Here is a 26,985-nt window from a genome sequence, read left to right on the forward strand (position 1 = left end):
AGCCCCGCCGCCTTGAGCAACTGGATACTGACTGCTGATGACAGACCCGCATGGCACGACATCGGACCGCCGTCCAGGCGGTCGCACCGCCCGCATCCGCGCCCAGGTTCTCGACGCGGTGCGCGCCGAACTCGCTGAAGGCGGTCACCAAGGACTCACGGTGGAGGGTGTCGCGGCGCGGGCCGGAGTGCACCGTGCCACGGTCTACCGGCGTTGGCGCGATGTCGGCGGCCTGCTCGTCGACGTCATCGACGCTGCCGGCGCGATCGACTGGCAGCCGCCGGACACCGGCTCGCTGCGCGGCGATCTGACGGCCCTCAACCAGGAGATCCAGGAGTCTCTGGTCGTTCAGCCGTCGTTCGCCGTCGCCCTGATGGCCGCCTCGTTCCACTTCGAACAGGCCGCTCGCGCCCAGACACAGCTGTGGACGGACCGGTACGCCCAGTGCGAGATCCTCGTCGAGCGTGCCATCGAACGCGGTGAACTCCTCGAACAGCACACGGACGCACGGAGCCTGCTGATCGCCGCGACGGCGCCGCTCTACCACCAGTTGGTGCTCCTGCGCGCCAGTCCGGACCCGCAACTCCCGGAACGAGCCGCGGAGACGGCAGCCCTGGCGGCTGCCGCGGGCGCCTTCTCCGTCCGGCGGGAAGAGAGCGGGTGATTGAGGAGACAGGAAGCGAACGCTGGCGCAACCACGAGCGCGACAAGTCCTGGATCTCAACCCAGAAGTCCTAAGAGGGGAACAGGGCCTCTCCGTGTTCGGGGTGGACGGAAGTCATGAGGACGAGACCGAGGGTGGTGTCGAGGGAGTGGTCCGGGTGCGCGGCTAGGACGGCGCCCGGGACGGCGTGGCTGGATCCCGGGACCTGCCCGTCGAGTAGGGCGTCGAGGTCCTCGTCGTCGGCTTGGACGGCGGTCAACGGCACAGGCTCGTGTAGGACCATCGCCCACGGTCCCGGCAGTCTCAGGGCGGCCCGGTTGCCCTGGCTGAGGGCGGCCGTGGTGGCGACGTCCAGGGCGAGGTGTTCGGGGACGAAGTGGGTGTGTTCCACCGCCAGGTAGGCGGCGGTGGTCGTCACCGCGGTCGTCACCGTCGTCGCACAACGCGTGGCCTTCGATCAGGACGACACAGTCCTGCGGCGTGCCACGGTGGCACAAGGGCCGTCAGCGAAGATCCCGGTCAGCTCAGCGGCGCTTCCGGGGCTGACCGCGATGTGCAGGCGCCCCTTCACCACCTCAATCACGCAGTGCACTTCGGGCTTGTCGATCAGGGGGTGGTGTCCCTCAACGACCCGGTGCCTCCGCCGCGATGGCGGAGGCGTGCAGCATCCGCCATCCGTCGGCGAGCAGAAGCGCGGCGAAGAACACCCGGGCCAGCCAGTCGGCCCACCCCGTCCCCTTCGGCCGCCAGCAGCCGGGTGGTGCGGGCGCGGCTGTCGACCTCGATCCCGGCGGCGGGTGCGCCGGGCCGGTAGGGGGCCGTTAGTCGCAGCGCGCCGTCCATGGTGTCCCGGACGCGAGGCGGCGCCCTGAGTACGGCAGGCGCACGACGAGATCCCCGATGTTGTCGTACGGAGCTGCGGCCGGGCCCGGATGGATCTCCAGGGTCCAGGCCGGCTCCCCCAAGAGCGTGGGACACACATGGCGGGCACGGGCCGTGTCTCGCCCCGTGGTGCCGCGCCCGCCGGTGAACCAGCGACGGGAATGCGCCCAGGACTACCGGACGAAGGCGGATCTCAGCTTCACCTGCTTCCCGTCCGCAAAAAAAGAGTTGACAGTCACTCACCGGACGTTCCGATCGTCGAAACATTCCGGTAGCAGCCATGAGGCACGCGAAATCCCCACCCTTGGACGGGGAAGAGATCAGCCAACCTTCGTACCACGACACACAACTTTCCCTTCGGTCACGACGAGCGGAACCAAGGCGTCCGCGCTGAGGGGCCCTTTTCCGCTATGCCGGATCCCCTCGATGTCACCCCCTCTTCCGGCATCCGCTTCCGGCAACGATCCGTCGCGACCCGCGTCGGGATGGTGAGCATTGTCGGGAAATATGTGACCGTTACATGTCTATTGTGCGTCAGCTTCACGCCCGGAGACAACACACCTCCGGGACGCGCTAGGACGATCACGCGTGCGAGCCGTGAAAGCGGCGAGCGATCGACAGGTCCCCACGAGAAGCAAGAGGGAATGGTTCAGGCCACCCAAATAGACCCTGTTGTTCCGAGATGAACGGGCACTTATGTTCGGCCAGGACGCCGCCGGGAATGATCACGGAAGCGAGACCCCGGCGAGTCGACTACTCATTCCCGAAAGGTGGTTGCATATGCGAACGCCACCTTTCCCGTCGGAAGGATGTGTCATGCGTATCAGAAAGACAGTACTGGCGGGTGCCGTCGCCCTCGCGGGCCTGGGTACCGCATTGTCCACCACCGGTACGGCGCACGCCGGCAGCTCGGGGAGCGCCGCCGTGGAGTGCGCCTCGGGCTATGCGTGCCTGTACTACAACAGCAACTTCTCCGGCGCCATCTTCCGGCAGAACGCCGCCGTCGCCAACTACGCCGGTTACACCTTCGTTGTCAGCTCCAAGGGCAGCGCCGGCGCCGGTTCGTCGGTGAAGAACAACGCGGCGTCGGTGGACAACTGGGACTTCACCTATGACTTCACCGTCTTCTACAACAGCAACTACGGCGGTGTTTTCCAGACGATCGGCGCCGGAGGAACGGCCAACCTGAACTCCAGCCTGAAGAACCAGAACGCGTCGGGTCACTTCCACCTCTAGCCGACCCCGCTTCACCCGTGCGACCTGAACCAGATCCGCACGGATGAGACCTGAACCAGGTCTGTTCCACCTCGGAACGGGGTGTGCTGCCCAATGCAGCTGGGCAGCACACCCCTCCGCGCAGTCTAGCCAGTGGCTGTTCCGCCAGAGAGACCCCACGGCACCTCAAGGATGAACATCACCATGCGCAGGCGTCACCTTTCCCTGTCCCTGATCGCCTCCGGTTGCGTCGCCACGGTGCTGGCCGTGACCGGCTGCGACTCCTCCTCCGGCGCGAACGGGTCCGACGACTCCGGGAGCGAGTCCGTGCCCAGCGCCGCCGCCGCGCCCGAACTGACCTCCTCGACGGACCAGTCGCTGCCCGTCGAGGCGTACATGTACACCAAGGACCAGTCCGACCGGCTGTCCAGCGCACGGACGGCACTCCGCATCCAGTGCATGCGGCGCTTCGGATTCACCTACGAGGCCCCGAAGGCCGCGGAGTCGTTCCAGCCCAAGAGCATCGCGCAGTTCCGGTACGGCGTGACCGACGCGGGCGACGCCGCCGTGCACGGCTACAAGCCGGCCGGATCCGAACGCAAGGCCGTCAAGCCCAGTCCGGTACCGCTGGCGCCCGCCGCGAACACCGCGCTCACCGGCACCACCGACACGAACACCAAGCCGGGCTCGGCCGAGGCCAAGGGCGGTCAGGACATCAACGGCCAGAAGGTCCCGGCCGGAGGGTGCATCGGTGAGGCCGATCGCAAGCTCGGGGCCGCCTCCGGGCAGGACTTCGCGGACGCGCCGAGCGTGGTGAAGGTCAACAGCGACAGTTGGGCCAAGTCGTACGACGACGAGCGGGTCCGGGCGGTGTTCACCGAGTGGTCGGCCTGCATGAAGGAGAAGGGCTACACCTACGCCGACCCGATGAAGGCCAACGACGACCCCCAGTGGCAGCAGTCCGCCACCGCCACGCGGAGGGAGCAGCAGGTCGCCGCCGCCGACGTCGCCTGCAAGCACAAGTACAACGTCCTCGGTGTCTGGTACTCCGTCGACGTCGCCTACCAGAAGCAGATGATCGAGCAGAACGCCGAGGCGCTGACCGAGGTGAAGAAGCAGATCGACAAGCGTCTGAAACTGGCGGCCGATCTCGCGTGACGCGACGGTCGCTCCGCGGCGTCGAGCGAGAGTGACGAACCGGAGCGCACCCGACCGGCAGACGGACGTCACCGGCAGGCGGCGACGGCCGAACAGAGCCTATGTGTAAGGGATGTGGCTGTACGGACCCTCGCCGTACAGACACGTGGGCGACAGCAGTCCGGGGATCGGGTCGGCCGCACGGGCCCGCTCGGCCGACCGGCGACCGCCCGGTCACGCGGATCCGCCCCGCCCCACCCCAGCCAGTGCAACCGTTCCACCGCTCCACCGCCCTGAGACGACAAGTGCCGGGCGTCACCGACCTGGAGAGACCTGATGATCGAATCCGATGCCCTCGGCAGGCGCGGCGACCCCGAGGAGTACGCCGGTGCCGAGGGGGCCGGCGAGGGCGAGGGGGCCGGCGATCGGACCCCTCGCGGGAGACGCGGCGGGCGACGGCGGGGCGGGACCGGGGGCGGCAACCGGCGGGACGGGGGCCCCGGGTTGGGGCGGCGGCGCCGGGTCGTGGCCCTGGTCGCGGGCGGTGCGCTGGTGCTGACCGGGGCCGGCGTCGCCGCCTCCGTGGTGGTCAAGTCCCCCGCCCAGGTGGCGGCCGAGGCCGACGCACCCGAGCAGGGTGTGCTGACCGCGCCGGTGGAGAAGCGGGTGCTGAAGGAATCGGTCGTACTGCGCGGCACGGTGGTCGCCGGGCAGTCCGTGGACGTCACGGTGTCGGCTGCGGGCACCACGGGCGTGAGCCGTGCCGTCGTCACCAAGGCGCCCGAGCCGGTCGGCGCCAAGGTCACGGCGGGGCAGGTGATCGCCGAGGTGTCCGGGCGTCCGGTGTTCGCACTCAAAGGACGGGTGCCGGTGTACCGCGACCTGAAGTCCGGGACGAGCGGCGACGACGTGAAGCAACTCCAGGACGCCTTGGACAGGTTGGGGCACGCCTCCAGCCCCGACACGCGCGGCGTGTTCGGCGCCGGTACCCGCCGCGCCCTGGCCGCCTTCTACGCCTCCATCGGCTACGACCCGGTCTCCTCGCAGCCCGACGGAGCCACCGCCGTGCAGGACGCACAGGACGCCGTGACCGCCGCGGAGCGGGCGGTGCAGGACGCCAAGGACGCCGTCGACGCTCGTGCGACGCCGGAGACCCGGCGGGCCGCGGAGCGCGCGGATCAGGACCTGGAGCGGGCCCGCACCCGGCTGAGCGAGGCGCAGGCGGAGGCAGGCCCGATGCTCCCGGCCTCGGAGGTGGTGTACCTGTCGGCGTTCCCTGCGCGGGTGGACAGCGTGTCCGCGGTGCTGGGCTCGACCGTCACGGGCACGGTGATGACGGTTTCCGCGGGGCGCCTCGCCGTGGACGGCTACCTCCAGGAGGGCCAGAAGGGCCTGGTGAGGGCGGAGCAGCGGGCGGAGATCCTCCAGGAGCAGACCGGCAAGGTGACCCGGGCGCGGGTGCGGTCGGTGGCGAGCGCTCCCGCGGCCGGGCAGCCCGCCGACGCCGCGTCGGGCGGCGCCGAGGGCGACGCCCCGGCCTCCGGGCAGCAGCCCGCGGCGCAGGGCTACCGGATGGTCGTGGTGCCCGACACCCCGCTCGCCTCGGGCACGGTGGGCCAGGACGTACGGCTCACCGTCGAGGCGGCGTCCACCGACGGCAAGGCACTCGTCGTCCCGGTCGCCGCCGTCTCCGCCGCATCGGACGGCGGCACGGTCGTCACCGTCGTCGGTGCCGGGGGCAAGCAGCGCAGGGTCGCGGTCCGCACCGGTACCACGGGCGACGGCCATGTGGAGGTCACGGCGGTGGGCGGCGCGGCCCTCGCCGAGGGCGACCAGGTCGTCACCGGTGTCCGGGCCGGTGCGGGGGACGCCGCGTGAGCGGCGGCGAAGGTGTGGCACGGCCACCCGTCATCGAGTTCCGGCAGGTCGCCCTCACCTATCCGGGGCCGCCGCCGGTACCCGCCCTGCTTCCCTGCGAACTTCGCATCGAACAAGGAGAGTTCGTGACCGTGGTCGGCCCGTCGGGGTCCGGCAAGTCGACGTTCCTGAACATTGCGGGACTGCTCGACGCGCCGACCGGGGGACGGTACCTGCTCGACGGCATCGACACCGCGGCACTGCGCGACGGCGACCGCACCGCGCTGCGCGGACGCCGCATCGGCTTCGTCTTCCAGTCCTTCCATCTGCTGCCGCACCGCAGCGCACGGGAGAACGTCGAACTGGCCATGGTCTACAACGACACCCCGCGCGCCGTACGCGCGGACCGTGCCCGCCAGGCACTGGAGCAGGTGGGGCTCGGCCACCGCCTGGACGCGGTGCCGACCCGGTTGTCCGGTGGCGAACGCCAGCGGGTGGCCATCGCCCGTGCCCTGGTGTCACGGCCCTCGCTGCTGCTGTGCGACGAACCGACCGGAAACCTCGACAGCAGGAACGCGGAGTCGGTGCTCGTCCTCCTGGAGGAGCTGCACCGCTCGGGGATGACGGTCCTCGTCATCACCCACGACCCGGCGGTGGCCGCGCGCGGCGCCCGTACGGTGACCATCCGCGACGGCGTCCTCGACGAACGGCGGGACGAGCCGGTGCACGAGCGGGACGAGCGGGACGAGCAGGTGACGGTATGAGCCGGCATCGCGACACCGGTACCGGCGGACGCCCGGCCAGGCTGCGCCGGGTCCTGCGGCGTGCCGTTCCTCGGTGGCCAGGTCGGGGCCGCCGAGGAACGGCCGTCGAGCCTTCCGTGCTCACCGCCCGTGATCTGCTCGGCGAGTCCCTGGCCGGCGTGCTCCAGCGCCCGGCCCGCTCCGTCCTCACCGCGCTCGGCACCGTTCTCGGAGTCGGTACGTTCGTGGCGATCCTCGGCCTCACGGCAACGACGTCCTCGCAGATCGACTCCCGGTTCAACGCGCTGACCGCGACCGAGGTCAACATCGAGGACGTGGCCCTTGAACAGAACGAGTTCGTCCGCCTCGCCTTCCCCGATGACGCCGACGCGCGGGTGGAACGGCTCGCCGGAGTCGAACACGCGGGCGTGTACTGGACGGTGGACACCCGCGGCACCGACGCCACCGTCCGCTCCTCGCCCGTCGGCGACGCGGCGGACGGGGAACGGGCGGGCATCACCGCCGCCTCACCGGGGGCCGTCGAGGCGGCGGTGCCGCACATGGCCGAGGGCCGGATCTACGACGCGTACGCGGAGCGCACCGCCCAGCCCGTCGTCCTGATCGGCGCCGGGATGGCCCGACGGCTCGGCATCACCACCCTGGAGACCAGGCCCGCGCTGTTCATCGGCGACCAGCCGTTCACCGTCGTCGGCATCATCGACGACGTCGAGCGCAAAGCGGACCTGCTGCTCTCGGTCGTCGTCCCGCTCTCCACCGCGCTCAAGACCTGGGGCGAGCCGAAGTCCGGCGGCGCCAGGATGCTCGTCGCCACGGAGATGGGCGCGGCCCGCCAGGTCGCCCGCCTCGCCGCGACGGCCCTGCGCCCCGACCACCCCGAGTACTTCAAGTCGGTCCCACCGCCCGATCCGCGTACCCTACGCGGGAACGTGACCGACGACCTCCAACAACTGTTCCTGCTGCTCGCCGCGATCTGCCTGGTCATCGGCGCCGTGGGCATCGCCAACACCACCCTGGTGGCGGTGTTGGAGCGCACCGGGGAGATCGGGCTGCGCCGTGCGCTCGGCGCCCGCGGCGGGCACATCACGGCGCAGTTCCTCGCCGAGTCCGGGGCGATGGGGGCGCTGGGCGGGCTCATCGGAACGAGTCTCGGCACCCTGACCGTAGTAGGGGTCGCCATCGCCCGGGACTGGACGCCCGTACTGCACACCTCGACCGTGGCGGCGGCGCCGCTCATCGGTCTGGCGACCGGAGTGGTGGCGGGCCTGTACCCGGCGTGGCGGGCAGCTCGTATCCAGCCCGCGGAGGCGCTGCGCCGCTGAACCCGCACCGGGCGGCAACCCTCGCACTCGGGGCCTTCGGACCAGCCGCGGTCCGAAGGCCCCGAGTGCGTCCGTGTACAGAACGTGGAGGTGTTTCCAGACATGACGGGCAGACCACCCGTGTGGGTGCGGCCCGCATCTCGGGCTGCGGTGGGGGAACGCGGCTGGGGCATCGCCTTACGTGGAGGCCCTGGGCCTTGGGCTGCTCCTTCACGGGCGGGCCGCCGCGTTTCGCGGCTTCCCGGCTGGCTCTTGGAGGGTTTCGCGGATGGGGGCAGGGCGATGTCGAGGAGTGCGTCGACTGTCTCCACGACCAGCTCAGTCTGGAGACGGAGCGACCGGTGGATGACGTTGCCGACGGTCTCCGGGGAGAGGTCCAGCCTGGTCCGGGCAACCAGGCAGATCTCGCTCAGGAGGCCTGCGGTGCGGTCCGGCTTCCGCTGGATGTACCAGACGAACACCTTGACCACGTCGGGGCGCAGAGGGGAGCGCCATACTCCGCTCCTGCCCTTCTCTACGTCTTGAGCAAGGTGGGAGAGACAGCGTCGATCAGCGTCGTGCATAGTGCCGACATGGGGAAGAGGCTTTGGGGCCCACCGTGAGGGCGGCTGCGGGCCACCAGGCGAAGCTTTCGGCTGTTTCCTCGCTCTGTTCTCCGTCCACGTGGATGACCTTGGTGAGGCGGTTGTGGTCGGCGACGAGCCCTTGGGGCTGCGGGGTGCCGTAGGAGGTGGTGGCGGAGAGGAGGGTGCCTGGGCTGTGGGCGCGGTGATGCTCTTCGGCCCAGTCCTGTGCCACGGGCTGTGACCACAGGGGTCCGTTGGCGCCATGTGCCTGTGGTGCGGGCAGTTTGTCGCTCGCGTACCGCGGGTCGGGGAGGTCGTCCTCGGCGATGTTCGCGGTCTTGGCTGGTCTGGCGCGGTCCACCAGTCGGCCCGGCTGTAGCTCGGGAGCGCTCAGGTCGACGCCCGTCCCCGGAAGACGCCGCCAGACCGCGTGGTCCTCAACGTCCCCAAGACATACGAAAAGGCGGCACCGGATTTCTCCGATACCGCCTACGACCTGCACAGATGCAAGTCGGGACGACAGGATTTGAACCTGCGACCCCTTGACCCCCAGTCAAGTGCGCTACCAAGCTGCGCCACGTCCCGTTGCCCGTTGTGACCTGGGGTTTGCCCCTGGCTGAACGCGCATCGAAACAATACCGCACCGGAAGCCGTGGTCGCGCACCCTTTGCGGGTTGACCTCAAGGGTGCTTGAGGTTGCACAGTTGATCCATGACCAAGGTGACCGGCGCCGCACGGCGCGAGAGGCCCGGGGAGCAGGCCGGGCGGGCCCTCCGGAACGGGGAAGAGTACGGGTACGGGGACCTGGAGCGGCTGATGGGGCTGCTCACCGGGGACGAGAAGCACGGGCCGGCGGCGACGTCGACCCTCGACGCGCTGTGGGTGCTCTACGACCGGGTACTCCGGGTCTCCCCGGCCACCGCCGGAGCCCCCGACCGGGACCGGTTCCTGCTTTCCAAGGGACACGGACCGATGGCCTACTACGCGGTGCTCGCGGCCAAGGGCTTCGTGCCGGTGGAGTGGCTGAGCAGCTTCGGGGCCTACGACTCGCCGCTCGGGCACCATCCGGACCGCCTGCTCGTGCCGGGAGCGGAGATCGGCAGCGGTTCCCTGGGGCACGGTCTGCCGCTCGCCGTGGGGACGGCGCTCGGACTGCGGGCCCAGGGACTGACCGGGCCGGCCGTGTGGGTGCTGATCGGCGACGGGGAACTGGACGAGGGCAGCAATCACGAGGCGATCGCCTTCGCCGGCCCGGCGGGGCTGGACCGGCTGCACACCGTGGTGATCGACAACGCCTCCGCCAGCCAGTCGCGGCCCGGCGGGATCGCCGCCCGCTTCGCAGCGGGCGGCTGGTCCACGGTGACCGTCGACGGACGCGACCACGCGGCCCTGTACGACGCCTTCACCGCCCCGCACCCCGGGCGCCCGCACGCCGTCGTCGCCCGGGTCGACGCCCGGAACCCCACCGTCTGAGACCGGAGAGATGACCGATGGACACGATGCGTGACCGTTTCGCCCCCGTCCTGTCCGAGCTGCTGGACGAGGACCCCCGGGTCGCCGTGGTGCTCGCCGTGATCGGCTCCGACGGCTTCGCAGAGGCCGCCCGTCGACACCCGGACCGGGTGATCGACGTGGGCATCCGCGAGCAGCTGCTCGTGGGGACGGGCGCCGGGCTGGCGCTGACCGGCCTCAGGCCGGTGGTGCACACCTTCGCGAGCTTCCTGGTGGAGCGCCCCTTCGAACAGATCAAGTTGGACTTCGGCCACCAGGGGGTGGGCGGGGTGCTGGTGAGTGCCGCGGCGTCGTTCGACTGGCCGTCCGGCGGGTTCACCCACATGTCACCGGGTGACGTGGCCCTGCTCGACACCCTGGACGGCTGGACCGTGCACGTGCCCGGGCACCCCGACGAGGCCGAGACGCTCCTGCGGCACGCCGTCGCCGCGGGGGACGACAAGGTGTACGTGCGCTTGTCGGCGCAGTCCAACCCGGCGGCGCTCCCCGTCGACGGGAAGGGGTTCCTTACCGTGCGGGAGGGGGGCCGGGGCGTGGTGGTGGCCGTGGGGACGACACTCGGCAACGTGCTGACCGCCACCGAGGGCCTGGACGTCACGGTCCTCTACGCCACCACGGTGCGCCCCTTCGACGCGGACGGGCTGCGCCGGGCGGCGCGGCTCGTCGCCGGTCCGGGCGGGACACCGGACATCGTGTTGGTCGAGCCCTATCTCGCCGGGACGTCGACCGCCGTGGCGAACGACGCACTGGTCGACGTCCCGCACCGGGTGCTCGGACTGGGCGTCGGTCGCCGGGAGTTGCGCCGGTACGGGACGGTGGAGGAGCACGTGGCCGCGCACGGATTGGACCCGCGCTCGCTGCGGGAGCGCATCTCCGGCTTCCTCGGCGGCGGGCCGGTGGTCACTACCTGAGGTCCGGGCCGGAAACCGGGGCGGGCCCGCCCTGCGGGGTGGGCCCGGTTCTCCGCCGCGAAAACGGTTCCGGGAAATATGGAGGGAATCCCCACCCGAGAAATCGGACACCCTGCATCAATCGGGCTCCGAAAGGCCGTTCGGAGGACGCTGGCGCGAGTACGGGCAGGGTAGTGGATCTCGCCAAACATTGAGTGAAAGAAAGGCATTCGGAACCGATGGCAGCCCGCTGACATCGCTCATAGCGCTTCCGCACCTCCTTTCGGGCGCTTCGCCTAAATCAAAGGCCGCGCAGCTCAACAATCGGCCATGAAAAAGAGGTTTCACCATGCATGGTTGACGGGATCTCGGAGCCTCACATAACTTCTCGGCGCAGGATTCATCCATGAACTAGCCCGGGGCTCCGTGCATGCAGGAATCCCGGGAAGGAGTTGGCCATGAGGCTTGCCCGACCCTTGATGACCGCATCCGCAGCGATCTGCGGGCTGGTGCTGTTGGCACCGCCCGCCGCCGCCGAGGTCGAGCCCGGGGGCTGGAACCCGATCGTCCCCGTGCCCACCCCGAGCCTCCAGGAACGCGGCTGCGGTGTGATCACCGGCAATGTGTTCGAGCTGACCTGTTCCACGGCCAGCGGCGACCAGCGCGCCGAGTACCGGTACCCGACCTACGAGAACGGAACGCACCAGTTCGAGGGGCGCTTCCGCGTGGAGTCCATGGGGGGCACCCGGATCAGCCTCAAGCAGACGTTCCGGGACGGCACGGATGGCGGCGCGTACTACATGCTCGCCGTCGAGAACGGCGGCCGTCTCTACTCGGTGCACGGAGGGATCGAGCTCGGCAACCAAGCCACCGTGGGCGCTACGGTCCGGGTCAACACCGTGCACCAAGTGGGCGTCTCGCACCGGACGTACATCAACGGCTCCAGGGTGCTGGACGCCGACGTCTCCAGCCTTCCCGGAAAGTACTACGACAAGCTGGGCGCCTATCGCACGAACAGCGGGAACGGCCCGGTGAAGGTCACCTGGGGCGGCGTCAAGATGTGGCAGAAGTAGGGACGCGCAGGAAGGAATGACGACTGTGCCTCCCCTGCGCCGACCGGGCCGGGCCCTCCTGGGAACCGCCTTGGTCACCGCCCTGCTCTCCGGCTGCACCGACGGAGCGTCGCCTTCGGACGGAAGGCCGGCCGCGCCGCGGGGCGTGACGCTGTCGGCGAAGCTCGACACGCCGACCGACGTCACCCTGCGGTGGAGCGGCGACGCCCGTGACGCCGCGGGACAGGTCGTCGAGTTCGCCACCGAGCCCGAGGGGGCGTACACGACCTTGCGGTTCGCCCCCGAGGGCCAGCGCGTCCACGAGCATCCCGATCTGATGCCCGAGACCCCCTTCTACTACCGGCTGCGCGCCTACGGCGGGCCGGTGTCGGCGGCGGTGGAACTGGACCTGCCGAAGGGGGCGTTCAGCAAGAAGGACCAGCGCAGTGGGCACGAGTGGGCCGCGCCCCGGAAGCTGTCGAAGCCGGGGTCGGCGGCGGAACGTCATCCCGTCCGGGGCGAAGGAGCGGTACGGGCGACACCGGACGACTTCGAGGCGACCGTCAAGCACGCCAACGGGGTCCTGCTCACCTGGCGCGATCGGGCCCGCGACGAAGCCGGATACCTGGTCGAGATCCGACCGGCGGGTGCCCCGGACTTCCATGTCGCCGCGGTGCTCGACCCGGACATCGAGTCCACGGGGCTGATCACCCTGCCCCGGGAGAAGCGGGCGACCGTCCGGGTGCGGGCGTTCTTCTACGGCGAGCGGTCGAACGTGGTCCTCCGCACCACGGGGAAGTCCGCCGCCCGCTGAGCGCGTCCCGTCGGGCGTCCCTTCCGAGCACGCGCATCAGTCCGTCGGCCGGGTCCCCTCGCACGGGGTCCCGGTCGACGGTCCGCGTCGGTACGCTCCCGCGCGCGCTGCTGTCGCGGCGGCCTCCGCGGCCCGGTCGGCAGCGGCCTCGTCGAGGCTCCGGTCGCTGGTCAGCAGGCGGTAGTAGAGCGGTGCGGAGACGGCCCGGATCACTTCGTGGACGTCGGTGTCCTCCGGCACCTCCCCCCGGTCGACGGCCTGCTGCACGCAGGGCGCCCACTCGTCGACCCGGACGTCATAGAAACGGTGCAGGGCCTCGGCCGTCCTGGCCTCGCAGACGGCGGCTGCGATCACCGCTCTGAAGAGGGCCCCCTGCCGCGGGTCGGCCAGGGTGCGTTGCACGAGCCGTGCGTTGGCCCGGAGGTCGCCGAGCAGCGAGCCGGTCTCGGTGCGCGGCAGAGACTGTTCGGCCATGTCCGTCAGCAGGTCGGCCACCAGGGCGGTGGGCGTCCCCCAGCGGCGGTAGACGGTCGTCCTGCCGACCTCTGCGCGGCGGGCGACGTCAGCGAGGTCGAGGTGCGCGAAACCCCGCTCGGCCAGGGCGTCTCCGGCCGCCTGCAACACCGCGGCCCGTACCCGTGCCGTGCGTCCACCGGGGCGGACGGTTCCCGGGTCGGCATCCTCAGAACCCATAACGGGACTCCTGTTCCATTAACCGGCTTCGACTGCTACGTTGGGTCCCACATTAACGGAACGGCAGTACCGTTAGCCATCTTCGGCTCCCGGGAGAGGACCCACCATGGAGCACAGGCAACTGGGCGCATCCGGACTCAAGGTCCCCGTACTGAGCTTCGGCGCGGGCACCTTCGGAGGACGAGGGCCGTTGTTCGGCGCCTGGGGCAGCACCGATGCGCGGGAGGCGCGGCGCCTCGTGGACATCTGCCTCGACGCCGGGATCACGATGTTCGACACCGCCGACGTCTACTCGGACGGTGCCTCCGAGGAGATCCTCGGTGCAGCGATCAAGGGCCGCCGGGACCAGGTGATCGTGTCCACCAAGACCGGTCTGCCGACGGGCGACGGTCCCCACGACGCGGGCGCCTCCCGCTCACGTCTGATCAAGGCGTGCGAGGACGCGCTACGACGCCTCGGCACCGACTACGTCGACCTGTTCCAACTGCACGCCTTCGACGCCGGCACACCGGTCGAGGAGACCGTGTCCACGCTCGACGACCTCGTTCGCGCGGGGAAGGTCCGCTACACCGGCGCCTCCAACTTCTCCGGTTGGCAGGCGATGAAGTCCCTGGCGGTCGCCGAGAAGCACGGTCACCAGCGCTACGTCGCCCATCAGGTCTACTACTCCCTCCTCGGCCGGGACTACGAGTGGGAGTTGATGCCCCTCGGGCTCGACCAGGGCCTCGGCGCGCTCGCCTGGAGCCCGCTGGGCTGGGGGCGACTCACCGGCAAGGTCCGTCGCGGGCAGCCACTGCCGGCCGGCAGCCGCCTCCACCAGACCGCCGACTTCGGCCCTCCGGTCGAGGACGAACACCTGTACCGCGTGGTCGACGCGCTGGACGAGGTCGCCCGGGAGACCGGTCGGAGCGTTCCGCAGATCGCCATCAACTGGCTCCTCCAGCGCCCGAGCGTCTCCTCCGTGATCATCGGCGCCCGCAACGAGGAGCAGTTGCGCCAGAACCTCGGCGCCGTCGGCTGGACCCTGACGGCCGAGCAGATCGGGAGGCTCGACGCGGCGAGCAGCACCACGCCGCCCTACCCGTACTTCCCGTACCACCGTCAGGAGGGCTTCGCCCGTCTGAACCCGCCGGTGGGCGGTGCCGGGCCCCTCGGGGCGCACGGCACCGGGGCCCCGCCCGCGGACCTGCCCGACCCCGGTACGGGAGCCTAGGGGGTGTCTGACAATTCCCCGTGGAGTGAGGAGCGGTGTCCGGTGCGTGCGATCGCAAGGCGCCGGAGAGTCCTCGTAGCGGAGCTACTAGGACTTTTCGGCAACGCGGCGAGCGTGCGTGCCGGGCGCCGTGACGCCGCGGGGAATTGTCAGACACCCCCTAGGGGGCTCCCCCGCCCCGTGGTCCGGGTCCGCCTCTCCCGCTCCCGCCGCGGCACTCCGCGTGCGGGGCGGGCCGTTCCTCCTTCAGCAGGTTCACCGGACCGCCCGACGTCACGGGGCCGTTGCGCGAGAGGTCGGCGCGGACCAGCCCGCGGATCGCCGGGACGAGCAGCAGGGTGACCGGGACGAGCAGGGCCATGGCTCCCCCGAACAGCAGGACGGAGTCACCGGTCGTGGCGGTCGAGGCGGGGCCGGCGAGGGCCTGGCCGACCGGCACCATCGCCAGGGACCCGGCCACGTCGTAGGCGTGGATGCGGTTGAGCACATCGGGCTGCACCTGGGTCTGCACGCTGGTCGCCCACATCACGCCCCAGAACGACAGCCCGGCCCCGGCGACCACTCCGCCCAGGGTCATCGCCCAGACGGGGAGGTTGGCCCCGACGGTCGCGGGGTGCGCGGCGAACGCGAACAGGGCGATCGACCCGGCGCGGAGCATGTACCGCGGACGCAGCCGCAGGGCGACCAGTCCGCCGATGACCGTGCCCGCGCCGAGCCCCGAGTTGACCAGGCCGTACGCGCGGGGGCCGTGGTCCTGGATGACCTCCGTGGCGACCAGCGGAATGGCCGGGCCGGCAACCGTGATCATGTAGACGCACCAGACGGCGATGACGCCCCACAACCAGGTGCGGCCGCGGAACTCCCGCCAGCCCTCGACCAGGTCGGCGCGGAACCCGCTGGTGTGCACGCGTTCCGCCCGGGTGGGCTCCGGCAGCCGCATCAGGAGCAGGCACAGCGCACTCACCGCGTAGGTGGCGGCGTGGGCCACGAAGACCCCGCCGGCCGACGAGAAGGCGACGAGCACGCCGGCGAGGGCTGGACCGGCGAGGTGGGCGGTGGACTCGGCCACGCGGATCGCGCCGTTGGCCGCCTGGACGTCGGAGGCGAGGCGGGGCACCGTACTCGCCACACCGGGCTGGAAGATCGCGGAGGCGGCGCCGTTGACCGCGCCGATCACACAGATCTGCCACAGCACGACGTGTCCGGCGAAGAACAGTCCGGCGGTGAGCGCCTGGGTGACCAGTCGGACGAGATCGGAGCCGATCATCAGCAGTCTGGTGCTGAAGCGGTCCGCGAAGACCCCGCCGAAGATGACGAGGCCCGCGAAGCAGGCGACCGATGCGGCCATCGCGAGCCCGACCGCGCCGGCCCCGTAGCCGTGTTGGATGAGCCCCGCCGCGAGTGCGACGGGCAGCATGGTGTCGCCGAGTTTCGCCACGGCCCGGGCGGTGAAGAAGAGGTTGAAGTCCCGGGACCACATGCGGGTGCCCGAACCACCGGCCCCGGGCGAGCGTCCACGACCCCGCCCCGGCCCGCCGGTCGCTGCGCCGACGGCGTCCCCGGGGACGGCCGGTACCGGAACGGCTCCCGCCGCCGGCACCCCGCTCGGTTCGCGGAGCGGAGCGTCGCCCGCGTCCGGGACGTCACCGGGCGCTCCCCCGCCCCCGTCCCCGCCGGAACGGTTCAGCCGTCCCCAGAAGGACCGCCTGAGCGGTCGGACGGAACCACGGACCGGCGTCCGGGAACTGCCGAGCCCCCGTCCACGCGGCCCCGGCACACCTCCCCGGAAGCCACTGACAGATATACCGGACATCGCTGTCCGCCCTCCCCAACATCCCCCGGGTCCGTCGGTCTTCGATTCCCCGCGGGGTCCCCCGACCCCTCGCCGGATCATGCCAGCCGCGCCCGGCCCACGGAAAGGGGTTTCAGTCCGTCGATGGGACCCCGAGCCGGGGGTGGGCCTCCAGGAGCCGGTGGGGCGCGGCCTGGCGCCAGGAGTCGGCGAGGATGTCCGTCAGTTCGCCGTCGCCCTCCAGGGCGGCCAGCCGTACCCGGACCCAGGCGAAGGACGCCTCGTGGTCCGCGATCCAGAACTTCTCCGGCTCGGCCAGGACCAGTTCGGCGCGCTCCTCCTTGGGGCAGCGCACCGCCAGGGAGGTCCCCTCTTCCGGGAGGGTGGCGAACATCTTGCCCGCGACCCGGAAGGTGGGCATGTCCCAGGCGGTCTTCTCCGTGGTGTCCGGGAAGGACAGGGCCACACGGCGTGCATCGTCAGCGTCCGACATGACACGAACCGTAACCAACGGCACTGACAACCGCTCTCCGTCCCTCCCCGTCCGGGGGGAGCCGGGGCCCTACCGACGGGTGGGCGCGCGCTCCGGCTCCGCCGGGGCGACTGCGCGGGCGCCCGGGCGTCCGTCGACGGTCTGCTTGTAGAACAGGGTCGTGGACCGCACCGTGCCGTACGGATCGGTCGCGTAGTCGGGGATCACACCCGCGCGCTCCCAGCCGGCCGCCCGGTAGAAGCCCTCGGCGGGGCTGCCGGTCTCGGTGTCGAGGTGCAGCAGCCGGATCCCCGCGCCGGTGGCACCGCGCTCGGCCTCGGCGAGGAGCACCCGGCCCAGTCCCCGGCCCCGCGCGCGGCGGTGCACCATCAGTTTGACGACCTCGGCGCGGTGCGTCCCGTTGGGCAGGTCGGTGAACCGGACGCCGATGGTGCCGGTGACCCCTTCGGCGTCCCGGGTCACCCACAGGGCGTGGAGGCCGGCGTCGACGGCGGGCGCGAGGCCGCACCACCAGGCGGCGGCGCTCGCGTGGTCCAGCGGCACGAGGAAGCCCAGGGAGGCACCGGCGTGCACGGCGTCCACCAGGAGTGCGGCCAGCGGATCGGCGGTGGCGATGAGTTCGCCCCCGGTACGCAGCCGGATCACCTCGTCGGTCATGTCGACACCAGCTTCCGGGCGTCCGACGCCCCTCGTACGGCCGTGCTCACGTTCGGCACCAGTGTTCGACGGGCTCGTTTCCGCTCCGTTACGGCGTGACGTCCGTGGGGTTATCGGACGCCGGTCGTCCCGGGGGCCGCGGCGGCGCCCCCGAGCGCGGCCAGCACGGGGCTGATGAGCGGGTGTTCCTCCGCCCCGCAGCGCACCGCGGCGAAGACCCGCCGGGTGGGTGCCGCCCCGCCGACCGGCCGGACGACGACCCCGCTCAGGTCGGTGCCGCGCAGCGCCGAGCGGGGCACGAGGGCCACCCCGGCGCCCGCCGAAGCCAGGGCGACCACGGCCCGGAAGTCGTCCGACTGGTGCTCCAGCCGCGGGGGGAAGCCGGCGTGTTCGCAGGCGAGGACCACCACGTCGTGGCAGGGGTTGCCGGGGTAGGGGCCGATCCAAGGGTCGTCCGCCAGCGCGGACAGTTCGGCGAGCGGCGGCAGGTCCGGGTCGGCGAGCGGATGGCCGAGCGGGAGGACGGCGTCGAACGGTTCGGCGTACAGCGGCACCCGGGTCAGTCGCGGGTCGTCGGCGCCGGGTGCGCCCCGGTACTCGACGGCCACGGCGACGTCGACGTGCCGGTCCAGGACCATCGGCAGGCTCGCGTCCCCCTCGGCGTCCTGGACGCGGACCCGGATGCCGGGCGCTTCGGCGGCGAGGAGGGCGAGGGCGGGCGCCACCACCAGGGCGATGCCGGTGGCGAAGGCGGCGACGGTGACCGTGCCGGCGGCACCGGAGCGGTAGGCGGCGAGTTCCGCGTCGGCCCGTTCGAGCTGGGCCAGCACGGCGTGCGTGTGACGGAGCAGGATCTCGCCCGCCGGGGTGAGCCGCACGCCCCGGGCGCCCCGGTCGACGAGTCGGTGCCCCGTCTCCTGCTCCAGGGCCGTGAGCTGCTGGGACACCGCGGACGGGGTGAGGTACAGGGCGGCGGCGGCAGCGGTGACCGTGCGGTGGTCGGCCACCGCACGCAGGATGTGCAGCCGTCGTGCTTCGATCACCCGCGCGCCCCGGTCATGCTCTCGTCTCGGTCATGTGGCCGATTCTCGCAGGTCCCGGCGACGCCCCGGTCCGGCCCGCCGCCCCGGCGCCGTGCTCGCTCAGTGCGGGGCGCCCCCGGCCTGGTCGGTCAGTGCGCGGCCCGCTCGGCCGCCAGGTCCGCCCGGGCGGCCACGAACGCGTCGACGGCGCGGTCCACGTCCTCGGTGGAGTGGGCCGCCGAGAGCTGGACCCTGATGCGGGCCTGGCCCCGGGGGACCACCGGGAACGAGAAGCCGATCACGTAGACGCCCCGTTCGAGCAGCAGTTCCGCGGTGCGGGCGGCCTCGGTGGCGTCCCCGATCATGACCGGGACGATCGGGTGGTCGCCCGGCAGGATGTCGAAGCCCTCGGCGGTCATCCGGGAGCGGAACCGTGCGGTGTTGTCGGCGAGCTGTCGTCGCAGGTCGCCGGCGGACTCCAGGAGGTCGAGCACGGTGAGCGAGGCGGCGGCGATGACCGGGGCGAGGGTGTTCGAGAACAGGTAGGGGCGCGAGCGCTGGCGCAGCAGGGCGACGATCTCGGCGCGGGCCGCGACGTAACCGCCGGAGGCGCCGCCGAGGGCCTTGCCGAGGGTGCCGGTGATGATGTCGACGCGGTCCTCGACGCCGTGCAGCGCGGGGGTGCCGCGGCCGCCGGGACCGGTGAAGCCGACGGCGTGCGAGTCGTCGACCATCACCATCGCGTCGTAGCGGTCGGCGAGGTCGCAGATCTCGGCCAGCGGGGCGACGTACCCGTCCATGGAGAACACGCCGTCGGTGACGACGAGTCGACGGCGCGCGCCGGACGCCTCCTTGAGCGCCCGCTCCAGGTCGGCGAGGTCACGGTTGGCGTAGCGCAGGCGGCGGGCCTTGGACAGTCGGATGCCGTCGATGATGGAGGCGTGGTTGAGGGCGTCGGAGATGACGGCGTCCTCCTCGCCGAGCAGCGTTTCGAAGACGCCGCCGTTGGCGTCGAAGCAGGAGGAGTACAGGATCGTGTCCTCCTGCCCGAGGAACGTCGAGAGCCGGGACTCCAGTTCCTTGTGGACCTCCTGGGTGCCGCAGATGAAGCGCACCGAGGCCATGCCGTAGCCCCAGCGGTCGAGGGCGCCGTGGGCGGCGGCGATGACCTCGGGGTGGTCCGCCAGGCCCAGGTAGTTGTTGGCGCAGAAGTTCAGCACCTCGGACAGGTGGGGGGTTGTGCCGTCCGCGCCGGGGGCGGTGACGCCGACCGTCGCGGACTGCGGGGTGCCGATGACGCGTTCGGGCTTGTGCAGTCCGGCGGCGCGGATCTCGTCGAGGGTGGCACGCAGGTCGTCACGCACGGAGTCGAACATCGTCAGGTCCAGTCCTTCGTTGGGGTGCGCAGGGGTCGCGCGGGCGGGCGGGGAGACGGGCGGACCGGGTCAGGTGGTCCAGTCCAGGATGACCTTGCCGCCGCGTCCGCTGGCCGCGTCGGCGAAGGCTTCCTCGTGGTCGCGGTGGTCGTAGCGGCCGGTGATCACCGGGGCGAGGTCGAGTCCGCCCTCCAGGAGGACGGACATGGCGTACCAGGTCTCGAACATCTCACGGCCGTAGATGCCCTTGATCGTGATCATGGAGGTGACGATCCGGGCCCAGTCGACGGGGAACTCCTCGGTCGGCAGGCCCAGCACGGCGATGCGCCCGCCGTGGGTCATGTTGCCGATCATGTCGCGCAGCGCCTCGGGGCGGCCGGACATCTCCAGTCCGATGTCGAAGCCCTCGCGCAGCCCGAGGTGGCGCTGGCCGTCGGCGATGGAGGAGCGGGAGACGTCCAGGGCGAGGCTGACGCCGATCTTGCGTGCGAGGTCGAGGCGTTCGGGGCTGACGTCGGTGATGACGACGTTGCGGGCGCCCGCGTGCCGGGCGACGGCCGCGGCCATCAGGCCGATCGGTCCGGCCCCGGTGATCAGGACGTCCTCGCCGACCAGCGGGAACGACAGTGCGGTGTGCACGGCGTTCCCGAACGGGTCGAAGATGGCGGCGACGTCGAGGTCCACCGGGGCCCGGTGCACCCAGACGTTCGAGGCGGGCAGCGCCACGTACTCGGCGAAGGCCCCGTCCCGGCCGACGCCGAGGCCGACGGTGGCGCGGCACAGGTGGCGGCGGCCGGCGAGGCAGTTGCGGCAGGTGCCGCAGACGAGGTGGCCCTCGCCGCTGACCCGGTCCCCGACGGTGACGTCCCGGACGTCGCGGCCGGTGTCGACGACCTCGCCGACGAACTCGTGACCGATGACGAGCGGGGTGTTGATGGTGCGGCGTGCCCAGCCGTCCCAGGCGCGGATGTGCAGGTCGGTGCCGCAGATCCCGGTGCGCTGGACCTTGATGAGGACGTCGCCGGGCCCGATCTCCGGGTCGGGGACGTCGGTGAGTCGCAGTCCCGGTTCCGCTCGTTCCTTGACCAGTGCCTTCATCGCCGCGGCTCCCTGTCGTCGTCGCACACCGCGGCACGACGGGGCAGGGCTCCGCCGTCCGTGGAGGGGTGGATGTGCGGCAGGGCGGGGCGGATGCGGGCCGCCGTTGCCGGTGAAACGAATCTGCCGTACGGCGGGGGCCTGGTCCATCGAGGATTTCTTAAGCGGCTCCGCAGGTTTCCTTCAGACGTCGGGAGTCCTCCCGACGCGGGCTTCCTACGGGCGTCGGACCCGGGTGTCCGTCCCGGGTGTGCGTCCCGTGGTCCCGTGGGCGGTGCCGGGTCACAGTAAGTCGTCCTCCCGGTGCCGGATCTCGGCCGCCAGTTCCGCGGCCCTGGCCTTGATGGTCGCCAGCCCGGCCCGCCCCCAGGGCCGCGGCTCGGTGTCGACGACACACACCGTGCCGAGGGCGATCCCGGTGCGGTCGAGCAGGGGTGCGCCCAGGTAGGTCCGTACGCCCGTCTCGTCCACGAGGGGGTTGCCGGCGAACCTGGGGTAGTCGCGGACGTCCTCCAGCACCAGGGCGCGGCGGCGGACGACCACGTAGGGGCAGTAGCCGCGTTCCCGTCCCATCCGGCGACCGGTCGCGCCGCCGTCGGGTCCGGCCCCGAGCGCGGCGGCCGAGCGGCCTGCGGGGGTACGGAGTCCGGCGAGGAACTGTCGGTGCTCGTCCACGAAGTTGACCATCGCGAACGGGGCGCCGGTGGTGTCGGCGAGCAGGTCGGCGAACGCGTCGAACACCGGGTCGGGCATGCCGCCGAGCCCCAGTGCCCGCAGGCGCCGGGCCCGTTCGGGTGCCTCCCGGTCCACCGGGGTGAGCAGGAACGGTACGGGGCGGGCGGCCGGCAGGTGCCTCATGCGCGGGCCTCGTGGCCCGTCGGGTACGCGGGTGCGTAGGCGATGAGGTGGCGCACCAGGGTCAACAGCGTCTGGATGCCGGAGCTGGAGATGCGGGCGTCGCAGCGGACGACCGGCACGCCGGGGTCCAGGTCGATGGCGGCGCGCACCTCGTCGGGGTCGTAGCGGTGCGAGCCGTCGAACTCGTTGACGGCCAGGATGAAGTCGAGGCCGCGCTGCTCGAAGAAGTCGACGGCGGGGAAGCACTCCTCCAGGCGTCTGGTGTCGGCGAGGACGACGGCCCCGAGGGCACCCTCGGACAGTTCGTCCCACATGAACCAGAACCGCTCCTGGCCCGGGGTGCCGAACAGGTACAGCACGTGCTGGGGGTCGAGGGTGATCCGGCCGAAGTCCATGGCGACGGTCGTCTCGGTCTTGTTCTCGACCCCCTCCAGGCTGTCGGTGGTCGTGCTGACCGTGGTGAGCAGTTCCTCGGTGCTCAGCGGCGAGATCTCGCTCACGGCGCCGACGAAGGTGGTCTTGCCGACTCCGAAGCCCCCGGCGACGAGGATCTTGAGCGCCGTGGGGAAGGGGTCAGAGGTGCCGTCGTAGTCCATCGAGCACTGCCTCCAGAAGGGACCGGTCCGTGGGGTTGTGGAAGAAGGCGGGCGGTTTCGTCGTCAGGGCCCCGCAGTCGACGAGGTCGGACAGCAGCACCTTGGTCACGGCCGCCGGCAGCCGCAGTTGGGCGGCCAACTCCGCGACGGAGACGGGGGCGTCGCACAGTGCCAGGACCTGGGCGTGCTCGGGTCCGAGGTAGCCGAAGGGCTTGGCGCCGGTGCTCATCACCTGCGACATCAGGTCGAACGGGGTGGTGGGCCGGGTGCGGCCGTTGCTGACCGTGTAGGGGCGCACCAGTCGGCCCGCCGCCGCGTCGAGCCAGGGTCCGTCCTTGGGCACGACCGCGTTCAATGCCGCATCCCGGTGGGTTCGGGTGCCAGGGCCTGCCGGGGCGGGGTCACGAGGTAGGGCCGGACGCTCTTGACGAGCATCGCCATCTCGTAGCCGAGGACGGCGGCGTCGGCGTCCCGGCCCGCGAGCACGGCCAGGCAGGTGCCCGATCCGGCGGTGGACACGAACAGGAGGGTGTCGTCGAGTTCGACGACGACCTGCCGGACGTGGCCCCCGTCGCCGAAGCGGATGCCGGCGCCACGGCCGAGGGAGTACAGGCCCGACGCGAGGGCGGCCATGTGGTCGGCCCCGTCCGGGTCGAGTCCGTGCACCGACTTGACCAGGCCGTCGCAGGACAGCAGGACCGCGCTACGGGTGTGCGGCACGCGCTGGACCAGACCGGTCATCAGCCAGTCGAGGTCGGTTGCCTGGCCGGTCTGTACGTCGCTCGCCATGGTGGATCGACTCCTTGGAGGTGCGGAGGGGGTCGGACGCGGAGGGGTTCTGGGGCGGCGCCTGCCCGGGCACGGCGCGGCCCACCGGCCGGACGTCAGCCCCTGGAGGGTCTGGACGTCGGGCCGGCGACGGGGCCCTGGATCGGCCGGTCGGGAGGTGCGGGCTGCCCGGTGGGGGTGGGGGGTGTCGTGGTGTGGTTCGCGGTGAAGGCGCTGAGCGCCAGGTCGTGGATCGGGGTGCGGGTGAGGGTGGGCAGTTCGTGCGCCGGAACGTCCAGGGCGGTGAGGACGGTCGGGCCGTCGGCGCGGGCGGCGCGGTGGGTCGGCTCGGCGGGCAGGAGGACCGCAGGGGGCCCGCCGGGAGCCGCTGCGGGAGCCGATGCGGGGGCCTGTGCGGGGGCCGATACGGGGGCCTGTGCGGAGGCCGCCCTGAAGGCAGCGGGCCGGGGGGCCGCGCCGAAGGCGGCAGGTCGGCCGGCCGGACCGAAGGCGGCAGGTGGGGGCGCGGTCTCGTCGAGCACCTGTTGGGCGTGCTGGTCCTCGGCCAGGCTCACTCCCCGTTGGAAGGCTGCCATCAGTCCCGGATCGGCGCCGGTGGAGGGCCCGTCGGTGTCCCGGGGGCCGGGTGGCTCGCGCAGTTGCGGCACCAGATGGTGTTGCGCATGGCGCTTGGGGAGCCGGGGGCGGTCCTCGGCGCCGCGCAGTGCCCGCCGGGGCGTGAGCTGGGTGGTCGGTCGCTCCTCCACGAAGCCCCCGCCCTCGACCGTGCCCGTCGGGGTGACCGGCACCGCCCAGCCCGGCAGGGCCGCCCCCCGCCCGTCCGTGGTCGTGCGGGGGCCGGGCACGGGGGCCTGGCGGTCGGTCGGCGCACCGCGGTCGGAGGGCGCCGGCTGGGGGCTCGAGGGGCGGCGACGGGTCGCACGGGAGTCCCGCACCGGCAGCGGGGCGCCGTCGCCCTGCGCGGGCGAGGGTGCCCGGCTGCCGGACGGACGGGAGGGGGACGGGCCGACCCTGCGGGGCGCCGGCGGCACGGTGCCGGTGCGCGGTCCGGGGTGGGGGTGCACCCGGGTGGCCACGGCCTCGACTTCGGTCGTCGCCGCGGCAGCAGCGGGGTCAGCGGTCGGTTCCGCGGAGCCGACCGGCAGGCCGGCTTGGGGCCTGCTGCCGGGGCGGGCCCCGGTCGACGTCCCGCCGTCGCCGGGTCCCAGGAGGTCCAGCGGGAGCACCAGCACCGCCTGCGTGCCGCCGTAGATGTTGGTCTGGAGACGGACGACGATGCCGTGCCGGTGGGCGAGTTGCGAGACGACCAGCAGACCGATCCGCCCGTCCTGGAGGAGGCCGGCGACCTTGAGCTGGTCGGGTGCCGCGAGGAGGGCGTTCATCCGGGCCTGTTCCTCGACCGGCATGCCGAGTCCGCGGTCCTCGACCTCCACGGCGATGCCGGAGGTCACCGGCGCGACCCGCAGCAGCACTTGGGTGTGCGGGGCCGAGAAGACGGTGGCGTTCTCGACGAGTTCGGCCATGAGGTGGACGACGTCGGCCACCGAGTGCCCGCGCACGGCACCGTCGATCGGCGGTACCAGCCGGACCCGCGAGTACTGCTCCACTTCCGCGATCGCGGAGCGCAGCACCTCGTGCAGCGGTACGGGGCTGCTCCACTGCCGCCGGGAGACGGCACCGCCGAGGACGGCCAGGTTCTCCGCGTGCCGTCGGATCCTGGTGGCCAGGTGGTCGACGTGGAAGAGGCCCTTCAGCAGTTCGGGGTCCTCGACCTCGTTCTCCAACTCGTCCAGGATCGAGATCTCCCGGTGCACGAGGGACTGAAGACGGCGCGCGAGATTGACGAAGACCTCGACCTTCTGCTCGCTGCCGGCCCGTCCGGACAGTTGGGCGGCCCGGTGCACGGCGCGTACGGAGGTCTCCCGGGCGTAGGTCATCTCCTGTGCGAGGCGGGCGAACTCGTCGTCCGGGGCGGGCGGCGCCGACTCGTCGACGGTGCTGGGCCGGCGTTCCGGCGGGGCGTCGCCCCGGTGGAACGCCGCCACCAGGTCCCGGAGTTCTTCACGGCCCCGGACGCTGGTGCGGCGCAGCGCCGACAGCCGGTCACCGAGGTCCCGTGCGGCGCGGCGGGCGGCGACGGCGGCGACGGCGATCCCGGCCAGGGCGACCGCGAGCGCGCCGGCGAGCACGATCCGCAGGACCGGCCCGGGGGGCACGGCGGACGCCCGCACGGTGAACAGCACGGCAGCGGTGGCGCTGAGGGTGACGGCCACGGCGGGGAGCACCGTGATCCGCAGCAACTGTGCGCGCAGGTGCGGCACGGGCGGGGGCGGCGGGGTGCGGTCCGGCCCGCCGTGCCGTGCGCCGTCACGGCGGTCGGCACGGACGGCCGGTGCGCGAAGGTGTGACATCGGTGTCCTTCTGGGGTCCAGCTGGGACGCCGGGCGTGCAACGGTGCGCGATCCTCGGTCCGGACGGGCCGGTGCTCCGGTTCGTCACCCAGCGACCACACACCGTAGTCGTGATGTGCGGTTCCGCGTCCCGCAGTTGGGGAACTCCAGCAGGTTCCGTCCCGCTCTGGTATGAGGTGCCGCACGGGAGTCCGATATTCTCCGCGCCCCGTCTGGGAGCATCCGTTCGAGTCGTGGCGCGGCGCCGGGAACCGGCGGTCGGACAACGGCGCTGCGGGAGCCGCGGTTCGCCCCGCCCGGTGTCAGGGGGCGGTATCGCGGAGGAAGGACCCGATGTGTTCCGCGAGTGCCTGCGGCTGGTCCTCGGGGACGAGGGTGTAGCTGTCGGGGATCTCCACGTGGCGGGAGTCGGGCAGGATCTCAGCGAGTCGCCGTCCGTGTGCAGGCGGCATCACCTTGTCCTCGGCGGCCCAGGCGACCAGGGCGGGACCGGTGAACCCCGCCAGCGCGTCCGTCCAGCGCAGCAGTTCGTCCTCGGGCGGTACGCCGAGCACGTACTTGCGCAGGTCCCGGCGGACCTCCGGCACGGTCCACAGGGGACGGAACCATGCGTTCATCACCTCGTGCGGCACCGGCCGCTTGGACATCCACCCCCAGGTCACGGGCAGCCGCCGCAGGGGCTTGAGCTTCAGCAGGCCGAAGGCGAGGCCCAGGCCACCGGGCATCCTGGCGGAGGCGACCAGGTTGGAGCCGGGCAAACCGGGCGGGTAGTTGTCGAACGCCTCGCAGGAGGTGATCACGAGTCGGCCGATCCGCTCGTGCCGCCCGAGGGCGACGAGCGCGAGCGCGCCGCCCCAGTCGTTCAGCACCAGCACGACGTCGCGGAGGTCCAACGCCTCCAGGAACTCCGCGACGAGCCCGGCGACACCGGCCACCGACAGGTCGGCGTCCGCCCGCATGGGGATCCGGTGCCCCCCGAGCGGCAGGGTGGGCACCACGACGCGGTGACCCGGCGCCAGCCGGGGAACGACGTTGCGCCAGAGGGTGCCGTCCATCGCCACCCCGTGGAGCAGGACGACCACGGGGCCCCGCCCACCGCTGTCCACGTACTCCAACGTCCCTGCTGAGAGCTGGACTTGCGCCATGAGTCGATCTCCCGGGGTGCTGGAAAGTCCTGGGGCCCACCGACACTAGCCCGCCCGGGGAACGCCCGGCGAAGGGGAACCACGGCCTCCGAAGGTGTCGGGCGCAAAGCCGCCAGTCGGCGGGCCGGGCGGGCCGCATACCCAGGCGCAGGACTGAGTACGTGTACGGA

The 26,985-nt window shown here is 72.0% G+C and carries 25 protein-coding genes and 1 tRNA gene; 11 read left to right on the forward strand and 15 right to left on the reverse strand.

From position 1 onward, the window contains the following. Nucleotides 1–37: 37 nt before the first annotated feature. Nucleotides 38–664: a TetR/AcrR family transcriptional regulator C-terminal ligand-binding domain-containing protein gene (locus tag ACFYOU_RS28510; RefSeq protein ID WP_391309539.1), complete on the forward strand. Its 627-nt coding sequence runs from the start codon at nt 38–40 to the stop codon at nt 662–664. 70 nt (nt 665–734) lie between these two features. Here the strand turns inward: ACFYOU_RS28510 and ACFYOU_RS28515 are convergent, their stop codons facing one another. Beyond that, nucleotides 735–1,082: a hypothetical protein gene (locus ACFYOU_RS28515; RefSeq protein WP_391309540.1), complete on the reverse strand. Its 348-nt coding sequence runs from the start codon at nt 1,080–1,082 to the stop codon at nt 735–737. Between the two features lie 1,280 nt (nt 1,083–2,362). Between ACFYOU_RS28515 and ACFYOU_RS28520 the strand changes: the two genes are divergently transcribed. From ACFYOU_RS28520 to ACFYOU_RS28540, 5 genes are all read left to right on the forward strand, one after another. Continuing rightward, on the forward strand, nt 2,363–2,782 hold the full coding sequence (locus ACFYOU_RS28520; RefSeq protein ID WP_391309542.1) for a peptidase inhibitor family I36 protein: 420 nt from the start codon (nt 2,363–2,365) through the stop codon (nt 2,780–2,782). A 183-nt stretch (nt 2,783–2,965) separates the two neighbouring features. Then, nucleotides 2,966–3,919 (forward strand): hypothetical protein, encoded by a 954-nt coding sequence (locus tag ACFYOU_RS28525; RefSeq protein ID WP_391309543.1) that lies wholly within the window; start codon nt 2,966–2,968, stop codon nt 3,917–3,919. A gap of 315 nt (nt 3,920–4,234) precedes the next feature. Next, nucleotides 4,235–5,776 (forward strand): peptidoglycan-binding protein, encoded by a 1,542-nt coding sequence (locus tag ACFYOU_RS28530; protein WP_391309545.1) that lies wholly within the window; start codon nt 4,235–4,237, stop codon nt 5,774–5,776. Next, complete coding sequence (locus ACFYOU_RS28535) at nt 5,773–6,519, forward strand: ATP-binding cassette domain-containing protein (protein ID WP_391309547.1); 747 nt, start codon at nt 5,773–5,775, stop codon at nt 6,517–6,519. Before ACFYOU_RS28530 ends, ACFYOU_RS28535 begins: the two co-directional genes overlap by 4 nt. After that, nucleotides 6,516–7,838 carry an ABC transporter permease gene (locus tag ACFYOU_RS28540; RefSeq protein WP_385490430.1) on the forward strand — a complete coding sequence of 441 codons (1,323 nt, stop codon included), beginning with the start codon at nt 6,516–6,518 and terminating at the stop codon, nt 7,836–7,838. Before ACFYOU_RS28535 ends, ACFYOU_RS28540 begins: the two co-directional genes overlap by 4 nt. Before the next feature lie 1,077 nt (nt 7,839–8,915). On the opposite strand, the gene ACFYOU_RS28545 is transcribed toward ACFYOU_RS28540, so the two are convergent. Further along, nucleotides 8,916–8,989 (reverse strand) — tRNA-Pro (locus tag ACFYOU_RS28545). A gap of 231 nt (nt 8,990–9,220) precedes the next feature. On the opposite strand from ACFYOU_RS28545, the gene ACFYOU_RS28550 reads away from it, so the two are divergent. The 4 genes from ACFYOU_RS28550 to ACFYOU_RS28565 all read left to right on the forward strand — a co-directional run bounded on the left by ACFYOU_RS28550 (nt 9,221) and on the right by ACFYOU_RS28565 (nt 12,672). Continuing rightward, nucleotides 9,221–9,877 (forward strand): transketolase, encoded by a 657-nt coding sequence (locus ACFYOU_RS28550; protein ID WP_389773003.1) that lies wholly within the window; start codon nt 9,221–9,223, stop codon nt 9,875–9,877. A 17-nt stretch (nt 9,878–9,894) separates the two neighbouring features. Then, nucleotides 9,895–10,827, forward strand: a complete 933-nt coding sequence (locus tag ACFYOU_RS28555; protein ID WP_391309550.1) for a transketolase family protein — start codon at nt 9,895–9,897, stop codon at nt 10,825–10,827. 437 nt (nt 10,828–11,264) lie between these two features. Beyond that, a complete protein-coding gene (locus ACFYOU_RS28560; RefSeq protein WP_391309551.1) occupies nt 11,265–11,879 on the forward strand; it encodes a hypothetical protein in 615 nt (204 codons plus the stop codon). A gap of 16 nt (nt 11,880–11,895) precedes the next feature. Continuing rightward, nucleotides 11,896–12,672, forward strand: a complete 777-nt coding sequence (locus tag ACFYOU_RS28565) for a fibronectin type III domain-containing protein (protein ID WP_391309553.1) — start codon at nt 11,896–11,898, stop codon at nt 12,670–12,672. A gap of 36 nt (nt 12,673–12,708) precedes the next feature. Here ACFYOU_RS28565 and ACFYOU_RS28570 read toward each other — a convergent pair whose 3' ends face one another. Further along, entirely contained in the window at nt 12,709–13,365 is a 657-nt protein-coding gene (locus ACFYOU_RS28570) for a TetR/AcrR family transcriptional regulator C-terminal ligand-binding domain-containing protein (RefSeq protein WP_391309555.1), read from the reverse strand. Between the two features lie 106 nt (nt 13,366–13,471). On the opposite strand from ACFYOU_RS28570, the gene ACFYOU_RS28575 reads away from it, so the two are divergent. Further along, nucleotides 13,472–14,578 (forward strand): aldo/keto reductase, encoded by a 1,107-nt coding sequence (locus tag ACFYOU_RS28575; RefSeq protein WP_391309557.1) that lies wholly within the window; start codon nt 13,472–13,474, stop codon nt 14,576–14,578. 160 nt (nt 14,579–14,738) lie between these two features. Here the strand turns inward: ACFYOU_RS28575 and ACFYOU_RS28580 are convergent, their stop codons facing one another. From ACFYOU_RS28580 to ACFYOU_RS28635, 12 genes are all read right to left on the reverse strand, one after another. Next, entirely contained in the window at nt 14,739–16,058 is a 1,320-nt protein-coding gene (locus ACFYOU_RS28580; RefSeq protein WP_391309559.1) for an MFS transporter, read from the reverse strand. 445 nt (nt 16,059–16,503) lie between these two features. Then, nucleotides 16,504–16,863: an MmcQ/YjbR family DNA-binding protein gene (locus ACFYOU_RS28585; protein ID WP_389772888.1), complete on the reverse strand. Its 360-nt coding sequence runs from the start codon at nt 16,861–16,863 to the stop codon at nt 16,504–16,506. Nucleotides 16,864–16,932: 69 nt separating this feature from the next. Continuing rightward, complete coding sequence (locus tag ACFYOU_RS28590; protein ID WP_391309561.1) at nt 16,933–17,520, reverse strand: GNAT family N-acetyltransferase; 588 nt, start codon at nt 17,518–17,520, stop codon at nt 16,933–16,935. Between the two features lie 110 nt (nt 17,521–17,630). Beyond that, nucleotides 17,631–18,563 carry a LysR substrate-binding domain-containing protein gene (locus tag ACFYOU_RS28595; protein ID WP_391309562.1) on the reverse strand — a complete coding sequence of 311 codons (933 nt, stop codon included), beginning with the start codon at nt 18,561–18,563 and terminating at the stop codon, nt 17,631–17,633. Between the two features lie 128 nt (nt 18,564–18,691). Next, nucleotides 18,692–19,918, reverse strand: coding sequence for a glycine C-acetyltransferase (locus tag ACFYOU_RS28600; RefSeq protein ID WP_391309564.1), 1,227 nt, complete (start codon nt 19,916–19,918; stop codon nt 18,692–18,694). A gap of 69 nt (nt 19,919–19,987) precedes the next feature. Beyond that, nucleotides 19,988–21,016: an L-threonine 3-dehydrogenase gene (gene tdh, locus ACFYOU_RS28605; protein ID WP_389772876.1), complete on the reverse strand. Its 1,029-nt coding sequence runs from the start codon at nt 21,014–21,016 to the stop codon at nt 19,988–19,990. A gap of 282 nt (nt 21,017–21,298) precedes the next feature. Then, complete coding sequence (locus ACFYOU_RS28610; protein ID WP_391309567.1) at nt 21,299–21,874, reverse strand: GAF domain-containing protein; 576 nt, start codon at nt 21,872–21,874, stop codon at nt 21,299–21,301. Next, nucleotides 21,871–22,470 carry an ATP/GTP-binding protein gene (locus tag ACFYOU_RS28615; RefSeq protein ID WP_389772870.1) on the reverse strand — a complete coding sequence of 200 codons (600 nt, stop codon included), beginning with the start codon at nt 22,468–22,470 and terminating at the stop codon, nt 21,871–21,873. The genes ACFYOU_RS28610 and ACFYOU_RS28615 overlap by 4 nt, the downstream gene beginning before the upstream one ends. Continuing rightward, entirely contained in the window at nt 22,448–22,813 is a 366-nt protein-coding gene (locus ACFYOU_RS28620; protein ID WP_391309570.1) for a DUF742 domain-containing protein, read from the reverse strand. The genes ACFYOU_RS28615 and ACFYOU_RS28620 overlap by 23 nt, the downstream gene beginning before the upstream one ends. A gap of 8 nt (nt 22,814–22,821) precedes the next feature. Continuing rightward, on the reverse strand, nt 22,822–23,259 hold the full coding sequence (locus ACFYOU_RS28625) for a roadblock/LC7 domain-containing protein (RefSeq protein ID WP_389772866.1): 438 nt from the start codon (nt 23,257–23,259) through the stop codon (nt 22,822–22,824). Nucleotides 23,260–23,354: 95 nt separating this feature from the next. After that, nucleotides 23,355–25,670, reverse strand: a complete 2,316-nt coding sequence (locus ACFYOU_RS28630) for an ATP-binding protein (protein ID WP_391309573.1) — start codon at nt 25,668–25,670, stop codon at nt 23,355–23,357. A 302-nt stretch (nt 25,671–25,972) separates the two neighbouring features. Further along, nucleotides 25,973–26,815 carry an alpha/beta fold hydrolase gene (locus ACFYOU_RS28635; RefSeq protein ID WP_391309575.1) on the reverse strand — a complete coding sequence of 281 codons (843 nt, stop codon included), beginning with the start codon at nt 26,813–26,815 and terminating at the stop codon, nt 25,973–25,975. Nucleotides 26,816–26,985: the final 170 nt, after the last annotated feature.

It is taken from the genome of Streptomyces sp. NPDC005955, assembly GCF_042871255.1.
In the GTDB taxonomy this organism is placed as follows: Bacteria; Actinomycetota; Actinomycetes; order Streptomycetales; family Streptomycetaceae; genus Streptomyces.